Origin of the sequence: Nocardia transvalensis NBRC 15921 (genome assembly GCF_000308875.1) — a bacterium.
GTDB classification, from domain to species: Bacteria; Actinomycetota; Actinomycetes; order Mycobacteriales; family Mycobacteriaceae; genus Nocardia; species Nocardia transvalensis.
The window spans coordinates 30,746-45,854 of the sequence record NZ_BAGL01000058.1; the positions used below are offsets into that span (position 1 = coordinate 30,746).

Sequence of the window (15,109 nt, forward strand, 5' to 3'; positions counted from 1 at the left end):
GCTGGTCCTTCCGACCGGCGCGTACCCGGCATGCCGTGGTCGAATCACCCGGGGCGGCGGTCGGCGCGCCTGCGCTGCCACCAGGGGTGCGCCATCCAGACGATGAGGAACAGTCCGGCGGCGACGCCGCCCGCCACGCCACCGGCGACGGGACCCTCCATGGTGTCGAAGATCAGGACCGCCACCCCGGTGAGCGCGACCCCGAGCAGCGCCAGGCCGGTCAGGGCGAAGTGATGGGCGGTGCGCACCACGTTCTCCAGTCGGTGCCGGCGGAACAGCAGCCGGTGGGAGGCGACCGGCGCGGTCAGGAAGACCGTCGCGGCGATGGACGCGGACACCACCACCAGATACACGGCGTGCATCGCGGGCGGCAGCGCGGCGAAGCGGGGCTGGAACGGCAGCGTCAGCAGGAAACCGGTGAGCAGCTGCACACCCGTCTGCACCACGCGTAGTTCCTGGAGCAGCGCCGACAGGTTGCGGTCCAGCTGCTCGCTGGGGGTCTCTCCGTGTTCGCGCCGGTGCCGGATCGGTGTGCCGCGATCCGTGGGAACGTCCGAGGCGGCGCGCTCACCGTCGGTCATCGCCGTGCGCCTCCGGGCGGGTGGCTCATTCCGGCTCCTCGGGGTCGCGGATGCTCTCGGTCACGGAGCCACCCGCGATATCGGCGGAGATGCCCAGGGTGCGCTCGTAGTCACCGGGCAGGTCGGTCTCGGTGACGGGCAGCCCCTCCTCCGCGATGTCCTCCTCCGCCTGTTCCGCAGGGGACGGTGCACCGATGTCCGGCTCCTCCTCGTCCAGGCGGTCGCCCAGGTCGCGCGGATGCGCCTGCTCCCACGGGGTCGTGCCGTATTCGGTGGCGCCCGACCATCGTTCGGGCGGATCCATGCCCGCGTCCAGCGGGTCGGTGTGGAGGCTGTCCTCGTCGAGGTCCTCGGCGCTGGTCAACGCCGCCGCATCGCTCTCGACGGCATCCGGTCCGTCGGTGTCCTGCGGCGGATCCCAGGTTCCGTCCGGATCGGTCATCTCCGCTCACTCCCTTCGGATCGTCGGTTACACCGCGGCCGACACCTGCCGCGCGTCCTGTGCGGGTTCGATCTCGTACACGGCGTAGGCGGTGCGGATGACGGGCTGGGCGACGTTGCGCACGCGGACGCCGCCGGGTGTCGTCCCGCGTTCGGTGCCGGCGTGCGCGTGGCCGTGCAGCGCGAGGTCCACCTCGTGCTCGTCGATCGCCTCGCCCAGCAGATACGAGCCCAGGAACGGATGGATCTCGGGCGGTTCGCCGTGCAGGGTGTCGCTGATCGGCGAATAGTGCGTGAGCGCCACCGTCACATCCGTGTCCAGGCTCGCGAGGGCGCTGCGCAGCCCGTCGGCGAGAGCGATTGTGTGCTGGGCGAATTCGCGCATGATCGGTTCGCCGAAGGCACTGGCGCACTTACCCGCGAACCCGCCGCCGAAACCCTTGGTGCCGGCGATGCCGAGCGTCCGGCCGCCGAGGGTGAGGGTGGCGGCGGAGCCCTCCAGGACGACGATCCCCCGCCGGGTCAGCACGTCCCCGATCTCGCGGGCCTCGTCACTGTGATAGTCGTGATTGCCGAGCACCGCCACCACCGGAATGCCCAGATCGGCGAATTCGTCGGCGACGACCTGCCCCTCGGCCGCCGTGCCCCAGCGGGTCAGATCACCGGCCAGCAGCAGGACGTCGGCGTCGCGGTGCAGGTCGCGCAGCGCGGGCCGGTAGTCGCCGGCCGAGCCGGCGCCCAGATGGACGTCTCCGACCGCGGCGATACGCATGCGGATCACCTCCCAGTGGATGTGTCAGGTCGGCAGGTGTTCGCTGCCGGTGGGCGCGATCGGGGTCCTCACGCGCACGTCGTTGTGTATCTCGGCCTGCGGAAGCTGTTCGCGCACAACCGTTTCCATCTGTTGCTTGCAGTCGGCGCTGGTCACCTCGCCGTCCAGGACGACGACCGCGCCGCGGATGGTGACGTGCACGCCGAGTTCGGCCGTGCGGGGGTCCTCGGCGAGCGCCCGGCGCAGGTGGGCGACGACGTATTGCGGCTGGTCCATCACGACGCTCCTTCCCTCTCGACGATGCCGAGATCGGCGAGTAGTCCGGTGAACGCCCGCGCGTACGGCGAATGGGCGGTATTCGCGCGGACCTGGGGCCAATCGACCTGTTCGCGCAGGTCGCGCGCGATGTGCAGGAGCGGTGCGAAATCGAGGCGGTGGGCGTCGAACACCAGCATCTTGTCGGTCAGCAGGTCGGTGGCGCTGACCACCGGCGCCACGGTGGGACCGACGCGCATCTCCTCGGCGCGGTCCAGGATCTCGTCGGTCACCTCCCGGTTGTTGGGCCGATGGATCAGATCGATCAGCGTGGCGCCGTCGTAGGCCTTGGTCAGCCAGTTCTCGGCCGGTTCGGCGAGACGTAAACCATTGTGCGACAGCGCGTGCCGGGCACGATCGATATCGGCGGGTTTGATGAACAGATCCACGTCGTGGTCGGACGCGGGACCGCCGCGCGCGTACACCGCGCAGCCGCCCGCCACCGCGAACCGGACGCCCTCGGCGGCGAGGCTGTTGGCCGCGCGGGTGAGCGCCCGCAGCAGGTCCTCGATCGTGGCCGTCACGGCGCCCGCCCGGGCTCCCGGTCGCGGGCCGTGCGGGTGCGCCGCCGGTCGACGGCGGTCCACGCCAGCCCGGCCAGGGCGACGGCCGCGACGACGGCACCGGCGGCGACCAGCCAGCCCGCGTTGGTCAGCAGCAGCACCAGCCCGACCACGGCGAGTAGGCAGAGGCCGATCCGGGTGCTGTCGTAGCCGCTGCCGGCGGACCGGCGACCGGCGCCACCGGGACCGGTGGACAAGGGCCATCGGTCGTTCGTGACTCGCCCCGTCGCGGGCGAGCCGTGGGTACCGGATTCGGTCATGGTGTGCACCTCCCGATGTCGTGCGTGCACGGTTCGATCCTCGGTACTGCGCTCGTACTACCCGGCTTCGCGCCGTCCAATCCGGTGGGTGGCTCCCGCGCCGCCCGGCGATTACCGCCCGACCGCACGGGTAGTCCGGCCCAGACGACCGACCGACGATCCGGAGGTGGAGTGGATGATCGGATTCGCGTTCGGAGTGACCTCCCGGGCGCTGCACGGCGCGGCCGCGGGGCTGGACGCCGTCGCCGAACTCGCGCCCCAGGTGGGGCGCGATCTGCGCACGCTGCTCGATCCCGGGCTGCGCCGGAGCCGGCGCATCTCCGCGGTGGGGACCCGCCTGCACGTGGAGGTGCGCGGGCTGGCCTCCGCGGACAGCGCGCGGATCGCCGCGGCCGTCCGCGAGCGCCTGCGGGAGACGGCCGGTGTGCGCGGGTGGCGGTTCAATGCCGCGACGGGCCATACGGAGATCACGGTCGACGCGCAGGCCGATCGAGGGCGTGTGGTCGAGGCGGTCGCCGCGGGTGAGCGCGCCGCCGGCGTCGCGGAGGCCGAATGGGATCCGACGGCAACGCATCCCGCGGATCTGGAGCCGGCGCTCGCGGCCGGTGTGGCCCTCGTGACCGACCTCGCCGCCGCGCCGCTGGCCGCCGCGGGCACGCTGCTGCCGCGCCGCGCGCCGGTCGGGCTGTTCCAGGCGGTGACGGCGCTGGCCGAGTCGCAGCCCCGCCTGCGCGATCTCGTGGAGCGGCGGGTCGGGCGCGCCCGCGCGGATCTGTTGCTGGCGACGGCCAACGCGGTCGGCCAGGCGGCCGGCGAGAGCCCCGCGAATCTGCTCGCCGACGCCGGCCTGCGGACGGTGTTGCTGGTCGAGGCCACCACCCGGTACGCGCGGTGGCGGGCCTGGGAATCCCGGCCGGCGACGACCGCCGAGATCACCGAACCGCTCCCCGGCGACGACCGCCCGGCCGATCTGCCCGGCGGCCCGGTCGAGCGTAGCGCCGCCGAGGCCGCCACCGGATCGCTCGCGGGCACGATCACCGCCGTGGCCGGTGCGGGCGTCGCCGAGGCCGCCTCGGCGCTGGCGCTCGGCGCGCCCAAGGCCGCCCGCACGACCCGGGAAAGCTATGCGGCACTGGCCGCGACGACACTCGCGGCGGCCGGGGTGCTGACCGTCGACCCTGGGGTGTGGCGGCGGATGGATCGGATCAGCGCCCTCGTCGTAGACGGGGCCGTCCTGCTCGGGCCGCAGGCGGTGGTCCTGGACGCCGAACCCGACGGCGAGTGCTCCCGCGCCGAATTGTGGAGCGCCGCACAGCATCTGCTGCTACCGGAGTCCTCGGACGACGATTCCGCACCGTCGGCGTCGAACGGCTACGCGTTGCATCCCGAACCCGGCGACTCGGCGGGCGTGCCGCGCTGGCACGAGGTGCGCCGGTCCGGGCGGGCCGTCGGCCGGGTCCTCGTCGGCCGCGAGGTCGACGGGCGGGCCCCGGCGCTGCTGTCCGCGGCGCGCGACGCGGGACTGCGCGTCGTCCTCACCGGCGACCGCGACAGCGCCGAATTACGGGCCCTGGCGGACGAATTCGTCCCCGCCACCGAGGACGCCCGCGACCTCGTGCGGCGGCTGCAGCACGGGGGCCACGGTGTCGCCGTGCTGTCCGCGCGGGCCGCCGCGGCCCTGGCGAGCGCCGACGCCGGGATCGGGATCACCGCCGCGGGCCCGGACGGCGTCGAGCACGTGCCGTGGTCCGCGGACGCCCTCTGCACCGACCTGGGTCAGGTGAGCCGCGTCCTCGCGACGATCGCGCCCGCGCGGCAGGCCAGCGCGCGCGGGCGGGTGCTGGCGCTGTCGGCGTGTTCGCTGGGCGGGCTGCTGCTGGCCACCGGGTCGCGGCGCGCCCGCGACCAGGTTCCGGTCACCGCGGCCCAGCTGGTCGGACTCGGCTCGGGCGCCGTCGCGGCCTGGCGGGCCGCGACCTCGGCGCCTGTCGACGCGGCCGCCTCGCTACTCCCCTGGCATGCCCTGGAACCCCGCGACGTCCTGGCCCGGCTCCCCGAACCCGGCACGCCCGAACCGCTCGCACCTCAGCGGAACTCGCTGTACGCCTTCGCTTCCCGGCCGCTGGCGCCCGCGGTGCGGTTCACCTCGCACGTGCGCCGGGAGCTGGCCGATCCGCTCACTCCGGTGCTCGGCGTCGGCGCCACGGCGTCGGCGATTCTCGGCTCTCCCACCGACGCCGTCCTGGTCGGCTCGGTGCTCGCGGTCAATGCCGTCGCGTCGGCGGCGCAGCGGCAGCGCGCCGAGGGAGCGCTGCGCCACCTGTTGCGCGAGGAGACGCTCACCGCGCGCCGGATACCCCGCGCGCAGGTGTCCGCCGCGGCCGACGCCGTCGAGGAGACCCTCATCGATGCCGATCAGCTGCGTCCGGGCGACACCGTGACGCTGCGGACCGGCGATGTCGTCCCCGCCGACGGCCGGCTGCTGCGCGCGGAGGATCTCGAGATGGACGAATCCGCGCTCACCGGCGAATCGGTCACCGTCGAGAAATCCACCGCCGCGACGCCCGGCGCCGACCTGAGCGCCCGCTACGGCATGGTCTACGAGGGCAGCACCGTGGTCAACGGCTGGGCGGCCGCCGTCGTGGTCGCCGTCGGCGCGGACACCGAGGCGCGGCGCGCGGCGGCCGGCGCCGCGCCGCCGGAACACGGTGGGGTACAGGCACAACTGCGGCACCTGACCGAGCGGGCCCTGCCGCTGACCATCGCGGGCGGCTCCGTGGTGACCGCGCTGGGCTGGTTGCGCGCCCGCCCGCTGCGCGCGGCCATCGCCGACGGCGTCGCCGTCGCGACCGCGGTGGTGCCCGAGGGGCTGCCGCTGGTCGCCACGGTCGCGCAGCTCGCCGCCGCGCGGCGCCTGACCCGGCGCGGAGTGCTGGTGCGCACCAGCCGCACGGTCGAGGCGCTCGGCCGCGTCGACACCGTCTGCTTCGACAAGACCGGCACCCTCACGCACGGCCGGCTGAGCCTCGCCGCGCTGGCGACGCTGCACGGGCAGTGGGATCCCACGGATCCCGACGCCCAGCCGCTGCTGCGCGCCGCCGCCCGCGCCTGCCCCGATCCGGACGGGCCCGTCGTGCACGCCACCGACCGCGCGGTCCTCGACGCCGCCGACGAGCATCTGCTCGCCGAGCGCACCTGGGACGCGCTGGACGAGGTGCCGTTCGAATCCAATCGCGGATACGCCGCCGCGGTCGGGAACACCGCCCGGCATCTGCGCCTCATGGTCAAGGGCGCGCCGGAGGTGCTGCTGCCGCGCTGCACCCGGGTGCGCGCCCCGGCGGACGGCCCCGAATCGGGCGAGCTCGAGATGTCCGAGGTCGACCACCGCGTCGCCACCGAGATGATCGACGAGCTGGCCCAGCAGGGATTGCGGGTGCTGGTCGTCGCGCGCCGGGATCTGCGCGCGGCGCCGGACGATATCGAGGGCGCCGTGGAGCGGCTGACGCTGCTGGGATTCCTCGGCCTGGCCGATACGCCGCGCTCGCAGGCCCGCCCGCTGGTCTCGGCGTTGCGGCACAACGATATCGGCGTCCGCATCATCACCGGCGACCACCCGATCACCGCCGCGGCGATCGCGCGGCAGCTCGGCATCGACGCCGACGCCGCCACCACCGGCGCCGACCTGGAGGCGCTCGACAGCGACGCCCGGACCGAACTCATCGAGCGCAGTACGGTTTTCGCCCGGGTGAGCCCGCGGCAGAAGGTCGATATCGTGGCCGCGCTGCAACGGTCGGGACACGTCGTGGCGATGGCGGGCGACGGCGGCAACGACGCGGCCGCGATCCGCACCGCCGATATCGGCATCGGGCTGGCCGCCCGCGGGTCGACCGCCGCCCGCAACGCCGCCGATCTGGTGCTCACCGATCCCGATCCGCTGGCGCTGCTCGCCGCGCTGACCGAGGGGCGCAGCATGTGGCGGCGGGTCACCGACGCGGTGGGCGTGCTCGTCGGCGGCAATGCCGGTGAGCTGGCGTTCACGGTGCTGGGCACCGCGGTCACGGGCCGCGCGCCGCTGGGAACGCGACAGTTCCTGCTGGTCAACATGCTCACCGATATGTTCCCGGCGATGGCGGTCGCGCTCGCGCCCGATCCGGCCCTCGATACCGCCGCCTCCGGTGACGACGACCGGCGGGCCGAGGCGCTGGCCGCCGAACTCGCCGCGCGGCCGCCGGCGGATCTGGGCGCGGATCTGTTGCGCGTCATCGCCCGCCGCGGCGTGACGACGACCGCAGCCACGACCGCCGCCTGGACGGTCGCGCGCTACACCGGAACCCCGCGGCGCGCGGCCACCGTCGGGCTCGTCACCCTCATCGGCACCCAGCTGGGCCAGACGCTGGCCGCCGGCCACCGCAGCCCGCTGGTCTGGGTCACCACCACCGCCAGCGCGGGCGCGCTCGTCGCGATCGTGATGACGCCCGGCCTGTGCACCTACTTCGGCTGCCGCCCGCTGGGCCCGGTCGGCTGGACGATCGCCGCCACCGCCTCGGGTGTGGCCACCGTTCTCGGCCGCTGGGGTAGCGGCGAACCCGCGCTCGAAACCGCCTCCGCGACAGGCAATTCCGTGGATGCGGACACTCCGGAAGAGAACGGCGCTACGACACGGACGTCACCGGATCGCCGCAGCGAGCAGCGAGTTCGAGCAGGAGTTCGGTGAGTTCCCTCGGCATGGTGATCATGCAGTCGTGGCCGGTCGGCAATTCGCGGACGCGAGAAGGGGTTCCGTTGGGCTGGACGGCGGGGACCGGGCGGCGGGCGAACCCCTCCGGGCGGCCCTCGGTGCAGTGGATGTGCGCACGGGGGGTCGCGTCCGCGGCGGGGTTGTCCAGGCGGACGCGCTGTTGCAGGCAGAGCACCGGCTGATCCGAGAGGATCGTGCGCAGCCAGGCGATGTCGGCCGGGTCGGTGACGCCGAAAAGTCCCTGGGGCGCGGGCATTTCGGGCAGCGGCGGGATCCGCCACCCGCCGCCGGCGCGGGCCGCGTCGATCAGGGCCTGGCTCACGGGCATCACGTCGACGGCGTTCTCGCCGTCCCGCGGGACCATCGCGTCGAGGTAGATCACCTGCGTGATCCGCTCCGGGATCCGATTCGCCACGGCGGACACGACCAGCCCGGCATAGCTGTGGCCGACGAGCACCACCTCGGTGAGGTCCTCGGCGGCGATCAGCCCGGCGATATCGTCGACGTGCGTCTCCAGTCCCACCTCGGGGCCGAGCAGCGCCAGTTTGTCGCCGTAGCCGGTCAGCGACGGCGCGAACACCCGATGCCCGGCGGCCGCCAGCAGCGGCGCCACTCGATCCCAGGCCCGGCCGCTGTGCCAGGCGCCGTGTACCAGCAGATATGTCGCCATGAAATCCCGCTCCGTTCGCGCGTTCCGCCCACGATGCCCCTGATCTGGCATGATGTTCAAACGGGACGCCGTCCCACTTGAAGATACGGGACACTGTCCCGTTTATCAACGCGAGGGCGAGGAGAGGACTGTCGTGAACGACGGCGACGCGGGCGCCAAACGCAAACGCGCGGATGCGCGGCGCAACGAGGAGGCCCTGCTCGACGCGGCCGCCGCGGTCTTCGTCACCTCCGGCGTGGAGGCGCCGATCCGCGATATCGCGACCGCGGCGGGGGTCGGCACGGCCACGATCTACCGGCACTTCCCCACCCGGGCGGACCTCATCGTCGCCGTCTACCGCCATCAGGTGGAGGCGCTCGCCGCGGCCGGTCCGGCGCTGCTGGCGGAGGGGCCGACGCCCTACGCCGCACTCCGGCGATGGGTCGACCTCTTCGTCGATTTCGTGGCCACCAAGCAGGGCCTGGCCACCGTGCTGCAATCCGACGACCCGTGCTTCGATCCCCTGCACTCGTACTTTCTCGAGCGGCTCGTGCCGGTGTGCGGCGAATTACTCGACGCCGCAGCCGATTCCGGCGAGATCGCGGCCGGGCAGGACGCCTACGAACTCATGCGCGGCATCGGCGGACTCTGCGCGGGCGCGGGAAGGAATCTTCGCTACGACGCCCGGCATCTGGTCGGGCTGCTCGTCTCCGGACTGCGGCAGCCGGCCTGACGCTCGGAAATGCCTGGGGCGCACCGGCCGGCCGTTCGTGCGCTGTACATATCGGCCCGCGGCGCGGACCATATGTGCGGTCGGCCGGAATCGATCCCGGTGCACGCGAGGTGGGAGGACACGACGTGGACGAGAAGACGCAGCGATACCGGCGCCGGGTCAACCGGCTCAACGCGATCGTCGTTCTGCTGCAACGGATCGGGATCGCCGTCGGCCCGATCTACCTGCTCACCGTGCCCGGCCGCCGCAGCGGCAAGCCCCGGACGGCGCCCATCGCCGTCGTGCCGATAGCGGGCGGGCGCTACATCGTCCAGGCGCACCCGCGCGCCGCGTGGGTGGCCAACGCGCGCAACGCCGAAACCGCCGAACTCGCCCACGGCCGCCGGAAGTCGACGGTCCGCCTGGTCGACGTGCCGGTCGAGGAACGCCGTCCCCTGCTGCGCGAGCACATCGAGAACAGCCCGGCCCGGGTGGGCCGCCTGTTCGTCTCCAGCGGGCTGGTCACCGAACCGACCCCCGAGGCCGTCGCGGCGGCCGCCGACCGGATCGCGGTGTTCCGCGTCGAATCCGCCTGATACCCGCCGATGCGGCATCATGCGAGGCGATGCCGTACACACTCGCCGATATCCTGCCGTCCGTCGCCGCGTCGTTCGGGCTGGGCACGGACAATCCCCTGGGGCTCGCGCCCAACCGCGATGTCGTGGTGCTGGTGATCGACGGCCTCGGCGCCGAACTGCTCGCCCGGAACCGCGGCGCCGCACCGACACTGGCGGCGCACGTCGCCACCACGCTGACGGCGGGCTTCCCCGCGACCACCCCGGTCAGCCTCACCAGTCTCGCGATGGGGGCGCCGTGCGCGACACACGGCATCATCGGCTACAGCTTCGCCCTGCCCGGCAGCGGTGGCCCGCGACTGTTCAACGCGCTGCGCTGGCGGCTGGATTCGGCGACCGGCGACGACGCCCGCGACGCGTATCCGCCGGAGACGGTGCAGCCGCGCGCCAGCCGCCTGCAGGACCTCGCCGCCCACGGCGTCGAGATGCACTACGTGATTCCCGAGTACCAGCGCGATTCCGGCCTCACCCGCGCCGCCTTCCGCGCCGCGGGCACCCTGCACCCGGCCGCCGACCTCGATGCCCTGCGCTCCGGAATCCTCTCCTTCGCAACACATTCCGGTACCTCGCAGCGGTTCGCCTACGCCTACTTCGCCGACCTCGACTACACCGGCCACCTGCACGGCCCGGAATCGCCGCAGTGGCTGGCGATCCTGCGCGAGGTCGACGCGTGCGTCGCCGATCTGCTGGCCGGCCTGCCCGCCACCTGCACCCTGCTCGTCACCGGCGATCACGGAATGATCCAGGCGGACACCGTGATCGACCTCGACGCCCGCGACCTCCTGCATCGCGATGTGCGGCTGATCGGCGGCGAGGCGCGGGTGCGTCACGTCTACCTCGAACGCGCCGACGCCCTGACCGACGCGCTGGCCCGATGGACCGGCGAGTTGTCCACCCACGCCCGCGTGGTCACCCGCGAGCAGGCCCTGGACGAGCACTGGTTCGGGCGCACACCGCCGGAGCCGGTCGTCACGCGCCGCATCGGCGACCTCATCGCCGTCGCCGAGGGCCGCAGCGTCCTGGTGCGGCCGGCCGGCGAGCCGCTGGAGTCGTCGATGCTCGGCCACCACGGCGCCTGGACGGCCGATGAGCAACTCGTCCCGCTCATCACCGGTTCCGGGGAGTCGGAGGCCCGTCCCCGATTACGGTCGTAGGGCCCGCAACAGAGGTCCAAAGGCCACTTCGTGGCCCGCGCCGGATTTCTACGGTGGGTCCATGGACTCCGTGCCCACCAGCGAGGTCGTCGAGAAGGCGGTCCAGCTCGCCGGTCGCGCGCCGTCGCTGCACAACAGCCAGCCCTGGCGGTGGGTGTTCGACGGCGCGGCGTTGCGCCTGTTCTCGGTCCCGGAACGGACGCTGCCCGCCACCGACGGCACCGGCCGCCAGACGATTCTCGCCTGCGGCATCGCGCTGGGCCATCTGCACGTCGCCATGGCCGCCGCGGGCTGGCGCACGCTCGTCGCGCGCCTGCCGGATCCCGACCGCCGCGAACCGCTCGCGACCGTCCGGTTCCGGCGGGCACGCCTGGTCACCGACGCCGATCGCGCCCGCGTCGACGCCATCTCCGCGCGGCACACCGACCGGTCGCCGTACGCGCCGCCGTGCGGATGGGACGCGTTCGCCCCCGCCCTGCGCTCGGCCTTCGATCCCGCCGACGCCACCCTCGACGTCATCCCGGACGACGAACGGCCGACGCTGGCGCACGCGTCGGAACTCACCGCGGCGCTGCGCCGCTACGATTCCGGATATCAGGCCGAATTGCGCTGGTGGGCAGGGCATGTCGTGGGCCGGACCGGGGTGCCGCGGACGGCGCTCACCGCGGCGGAGGAGCAGGGGGTGTCCATCGCCCGGAAGATGCCCCCCGGTACGAGCGATCCGCGCGCGTCCGATCCGGGCATCGATCGGTCGACGATCCTGCTGCTGTCCACCGCCGACGACGCCCCCGGGAGCCTGGTGCGCTGCGGCGAGGCGCTCTCGACCATCCTGCTCGAATGCACCCTGGCCGGGTACGCGACGTGCCCTTTGACCCACCTCACCGAATATCCGCGCGCCCGTTCCGTCGTCGCCCGGCTCACCGATCGCAATCTGCTGCCCCAGGTCTTGATCCGGGTCGGCATCGTCTCCCCGCCCCGCATCCCCGTCGAACCCACACCGCGGCTCCCCCTAGCCGACATCCTGGAGAACCGGTCTCCCCCGCCCGAAGATCGCGGATAGCGGCCGCGGCCCGCCCGCGGACGCCTCGCGGGCAGTAGAATTCCGACCGGAAGTTCGCGTGTTCCGGAGTGCAGGAATTCCGAGATGACCGATGCCGCTGGTGCGTACTCGGTACGCGAAACCCTGTCCCAGCTGCGGCTGCGCGAGCTGCTGACCGAGGTCAGGGACCGTATCGAGCACATCATGGATGTCCGCGACCGGATGGATGGGCTGGTCGAGGCGATGCTCGCGGTCACGGCGGGACTCGATGTCGACCGGACGCTGAGCACGATCGTGCACACCGCCGTCGAGCTGGTCGACTCCCGCTACGGCGCGCTCGGCGTGGTGCGCGAATCCGGCGGGCAGCTGGCCCGGTTCGTGTACGAGGGCATCGATGACGCGACCCGCGCCCGCATCGGTGATCTCCCGGAGGGCCACGGCGTCCTCGGCCTGCTGATCGACCGGCCCGAACCCCTCCGGCTCGACGATCTGACGGCGCATCCCGACGCCGTGGGCTTCCCGCCGCACCACCCGCCGATGCGGAGTTTCCTCGGCGTTCCCATCCGGATCCGCGACGCGGTCTACGGCAACCTCTACCTCACCGAGAAATCCGGCGGCCGGCCGTTCACCGAGGACGACGAGCTGATCGTGCAGGCCCTCGCCGCCGCGGCCGGTATCGCGCTCGACAACGCCCGCCTCTACGAGTCGGCCCGCACCCGCCAGGCGTGGATCGAGGCGACCCGCGACCTCACCACGGAATTCCTGGCCGGTACGGACGCGGAACCCGTCCTGGCGCGGCTCGTCGACCGGACGCGGCGGCTGACCCGCTCGCAGTACGTCTTCCTCGCCACCGCCACCGATCCCGAGGCGGCGGCCGACGACGTCGAACTGCTGGTCACGCACTCCTCCGGCGCCGGGCCGCCGGCCGATCGGCGGCTCACGCTGCGCGACGGCGCCGTCGGCGAGGCGTTCACGCTGCGCCGCCCGCTGCGCATCGAGGACGCGCGCACCACGGATCTCGCCGCGGTGTTCCCGGTCGCCGGGCCCGGGCTGGTGCTGCCGCTGCTCACCCGGGACGCCGCGCCGGGGGTGCTGATCGCGTTGCGCCCCGCCGGCGCCGCGCCCTACGACGACGAAACCCTGGATCTGGCCGCGGCATTCACCGATCAGGCGGCGCTGGCCATGCATCTCGCCGGCACCCAGCTGCGCATGCGCGAACTCGACGTGCTCACCGATCGCGACCGCATCGCCCAGGAGTTGCACGATCACGTCATCCAGCGGCTGTTCGCGATCGGGCTGTCGCTGCAAGGCAAGGTGGCGCGGACGAAGGTGCCGGAGGTGCGGGTGTGGCTCACCGACACCGTCACCGATCTCCAGGACGTGGTGCAGGAGATCCGCACCTCGATCTTCGATCTGCACGGCAGCGACGGGCGCGGCGCCCGGCTGCGCCGGCGCATCGAGGAGGTCATCGGGCAGGGTACGGCCGGCACCGGGATCCGCACGTCGCTGCGCGTCACGGGCCCGCTGTCGGTGGTCGAGCCCGATCTGGCCGGCCACGTCGAGGCCGTCGTGCGCGAGGCGGTCGGCAATACCGTCCGCCATTCCGGCGCCGGGACCGTCGATATCGAGATCCGGGTGACCGACGACCTCACCGTGACCGTCACCGACGACGGCCGCGGCATCCCCGCGACCGTCGTTCCCGGCGGCCTGGCCGATCTGGCTCGGCGCGCCGCGCAGGCCGACGGCGGTTTCGAGGTGTCGCTCACCGGATCCGACGGCCGGCACGGCACCCGGGTGCACTGGTCGGCGCCGCTGCGCTGACGATCGGGGCGCTCGCGACGCCGGTGCGGCGGCCGCCGCGTAGCGTTGGGGTCGTGCGTGATCGAGTGGTGGTCATCGGTGGCGATGCGGCGGGGATGGCGGCGGCGTCGCAGGCGCGGCGGTTGCGGACGGCGGACGAGCTCGAGATCGTCGTCTTCGAACGCGGCGGGTTCACGTCGTTCTCGGCGTGCGGCATCCCGTACTGGGTCGGCGGCCATGTGACGAGCCGGGACGCGCTCATCGCGCGCACGGCCGAGGAGCACCGGGCCCGCGACATCGATCTGCGGATGCGCACGGAGGTGACCGAGATCGACGTGGACGCCGCCCGGGTGCGGGCGCGGTCGGCCGAGAGCGGCGACGAATCCTGGCTGAGCTACGACAAACTGGTCATCGCCACGGGCGCGGTGCCGATCCGGCCGCCGCTGCCGGGCATCGACGCGCCCGGCGTGCACGGTGTGCAGACCCTGGACGACGGCCAGGCCCTGATCGAGTCACTGGGCGCCGTCACGGGCCGCCGGGCCGTGGTGGTGGGCGCGGGCTATATCGGCGTCGAGATGGCCGAGGCCCTGCTCCAGCGCGGATTCGGCGTCACGGTCCTCAACCGCGGCGCGGAACCGATGTCCACACTCGATCCCGATATGGGCGCGCTGGTGCGGGATGCCATGTCCGGCATGGGAATCGAGGTCGTCGACAAGGCCGAGGTGGTCGCCGTCCGTACCGGCGCCGACGGCGCCGCCGAAGCCGTGATCACCGACAGCGCCGAATATCCCGCGGACATCGTGGTGCTGGGCATCGGCGTGCGCCCCGCGACGGAACTGGCGCGCGCGGCGGGCCTGCCGCTGGGCGAATCCGGCGGCCTGCTCACCGACCGCGCCATGCGGGTGCGCGGCCACGACACCGTCTGGGCGGGCGGGGACTGCGTGGAGGTGCTGGATCTGGTCGCCGGGCGCCACCGCCACATCCCGCTGGGCACGCACGCCAACAAGCACGGCCAGGTCATCGGATCCGGCGTCGGCGGGGATTACGCCACCTTCCCCGGCGTCGTGGGCACCGCGGTGAGCAAGGTGTGCGATCTGGAGGTGGCGCGAACCGGCTTGCGGGAGAAGGACGCTCGCGCGGCGGGCCTGCAATACGTCGCGGTCACCATCGAATCCACCAGCCGCTCCGGCTATTACCCGGGCACGGCGCCGATGACGGTGAAGATGCTCGCCGAACGCCGCACCGGACGTCTGCTCGGGGTGCAGATCGTCGGCCGCGAGGGCGCGGCCAAACGCGTCGACATCGCGGCGGTCGCGCTCACCGCGCAGATGACCGTCGAACAGGTCGTTCAGCTGGACCTCGGATACGCGCCCCCGTTCTCCCCCGTCTGGGATCCCGTCCAGGTAGCGGCCCGCAAAGCCGTTGCGGCGGTGCGTGATCGCCGGTAGGC

The 15,109-nt window shown here is 73.1% G+C and carries 14 protein-coding genes; 7 read left to right on the plus strand and 7 right to left on the minus strand.

Annotation, left to right across the window (positions count from 1 at the left end; all coding sequences use genetic code 11):
• Positions 1 to 44 precede the first annotated feature (44 nt).
• Genes ON41_RS19300 through ON41_RS42730 form a run of 6 tightly spaced genes read right to left on the minus strand, consistent with a single transcriptional unit; the run spans position 45 to position 2,932 of the window.
• Positions 45 to 581: a DUF6328 family protein gene (locus tag ON41_RS19300; RefSeq protein ID WP_051161904.1), complete on the minus strand. Its 537-nt coding sequence runs from the start codon at positions 579 to 581 to the stop codon at positions 45 to 47.
• A gap of 25 nt (positions 582 to 606) precedes the next feature.
• A complete protein-coding gene (locus ON41_RS19305) occupies positions 607 to 1,023 on the minus strand; it encodes a hypothetical protein (protein ID WP_040749086.1) in 417 nt (138 codons plus the stop codon).
• A gap of 27 nt (positions 1,024 to 1,050) precedes the next feature.
• Positions 1,051 to 1,794: a metallophosphoesterase family protein gene (locus ON41_RS19310; protein ID WP_040749156.1), complete on the minus strand. Its 744-nt coding sequence runs from the start codon at positions 1,792 to 1,794 to the stop codon at positions 1,051 to 1,053.
• Between the two features lie 24 nt (positions 1,795 to 1,818).
• On the minus strand, positions 1,819 to 2,070 hold the full coding sequence (locus ON41_RS42285) for a BON domain-containing protein (RefSeq protein ID WP_040749087.1): 252 nt from the start codon (positions 2,068 to 2,070) through the stop codon (positions 1,819 to 1,821).
• Complete coding sequence (locus ON41_RS42290) at positions 2,070 to 2,633, minus strand: nucleotidyltransferase (RefSeq protein WP_051161906.1); 564 nt, start codon at positions 2,631 to 2,633, stop codon at positions 2,070 to 2,072. The genes ON41_RS42285 and ON41_RS42290 overlap by 1 nt, the downstream gene beginning before the upstream one ends.
• Positions 2,630 to 2,932, minus strand: a complete 303-nt coding sequence (locus ON41_RS42730) for a hypothetical protein (protein ID WP_040749088.1) — start codon at positions 2,930 to 2,932, stop codon at positions 2,630 to 2,632. The genes ON41_RS42290 and ON41_RS42730 overlap by 4 nt, the downstream gene beginning before the upstream one ends.
• Before the next feature lie 175 nt (positions 2,933 to 3,107).
• Between ON41_RS42730 and ON41_RS19330 the strand changes: the two genes are divergently transcribed.
• On the plus strand, positions 3,108 to 7,646 hold the full coding sequence (locus ON41_RS19330) for a cation-translocating P-type ATPase (protein ID WP_157185540.1): 4,539 nt from the start codon (positions 3,108 to 3,110) through the stop codon (positions 7,644 to 7,646).
• Here ON41_RS19330 and ON41_RS19335 read toward each other — a convergent pair.
• Positions 7,585 to 8,340: an alpha/beta fold hydrolase gene (locus ON41_RS19335; protein WP_051161910.1), complete on the minus strand. Its 756-nt coding sequence runs from the start codon at positions 8,338 to 8,340 to the stop codon at positions 7,585 to 7,587. The two genes, ON41_RS19330 and ON41_RS19335, sit on opposite strands and share 62 nt — an antisense overlap.
• A gap of 133 nt (positions 8,341 to 8,473) precedes the next feature.
• Here ON41_RS19335 and ON41_RS19340 point away from each other — a divergent pair, with 133 nt between their 5' ends.
• From ON41_RS19340 to ON41_RS19365, 6 genes are all read left to right on the plus strand, one after another.
• A complete protein-coding gene (locus ON41_RS19340) occupies positions 8,474 to 9,052 on the plus strand; it encodes a TetR/AcrR family transcriptional regulator (RefSeq protein WP_040749089.1) in 579 nt (192 codons plus the stop codon).
• A 125-nt stretch (positions 9,053 to 9,177) separates the two neighbouring features.
• Positions 9,178 to 9,627, plus strand: a complete 450-nt coding sequence (locus ON41_RS19345) for a nitroreductase/quinone reductase family protein (protein ID WP_040749160.1) — start codon at positions 9,178 to 9,180, stop codon at positions 9,625 to 9,627.
• Between the two features lie 29 nt (positions 9,628 to 9,656).
• Positions 9,657 to 10,820, plus strand: a complete 1,164-nt coding sequence (locus ON41_RS19350) for an alkaline phosphatase family protein (RefSeq protein WP_051161912.1) — start codon at positions 9,657 to 9,659, stop codon at positions 10,818 to 10,820.
• Between the two features lie 61 nt (positions 10,821 to 10,881).
• On the plus strand, positions 10,882 to 11,880 hold the full coding sequence (locus tag ON41_RS19355) for an Acg family FMN-binding oxidoreductase (RefSeq protein WP_040749090.1): 999 nt from the start codon (positions 10,882 to 10,884) through the stop codon (positions 11,878 to 11,880).
• 84 nt (positions 11,881 to 11,964) lie between these two features.
• Entirely contained in the window at positions 11,965 to 13,680 is a 1,716-nt protein-coding gene (locus ON41_RS19360; protein WP_040749091.1) for a GAF domain-containing sensor histidine kinase, read from the plus strand.
• 53 nt (positions 13,681 to 13,733) lie between these two features.
• Complete coding sequence (locus ON41_RS19365) at positions 13,734 to 15,107, plus strand: FAD-dependent oxidoreductase (protein WP_040749092.1); 1,374 nt, start codon at positions 13,734 to 13,736, stop codon at positions 15,105 to 15,107.
• Positions 15,108 to 15,109 lie beyond the last annotated feature (2 nt).